Genomic DNA, 228 nt, shown 5'->3' on the forward strand with positions numbered 1-228 from the left:
GACTAAACTCGGGTTAAGTTTTACCGCCTTTTCAAATGAAATTTTAGCCAGTGCTGGTTCATCTAAGGCTAAATGGATAAAGCCTTGTTCTTGATTAGCACGGCTATGTGTTTCATCGAGTTTAAGTAATTCATTAATACTGCTTAATGCCGCAGGGATAGTTTTTGCATAGCGTTGGGCAACGGCAATTAAATACCATAATTCAATTTGGTGCTCTTGGTCTGTGGT

General features: G+C 39.0%; 1 pseudogene. It reads right to left on the reverse strand.

Annotated elements, in window-relative coordinates:
- A pseudogene (locus H4J41_RS00005) lies at positions 1–228 on the reverse strand (hypothetical protein); the annotation flags it as partial.

The sequence above is a fragment of the Colwellia sp. MB3u-45 genome (assembly GCF_014077005.1).
Lineage (GTDB): Bacteria > Pseudomonadota > Gammaproteobacteria > Enterobacterales > Alteromonadaceae > Cognaticolwellia.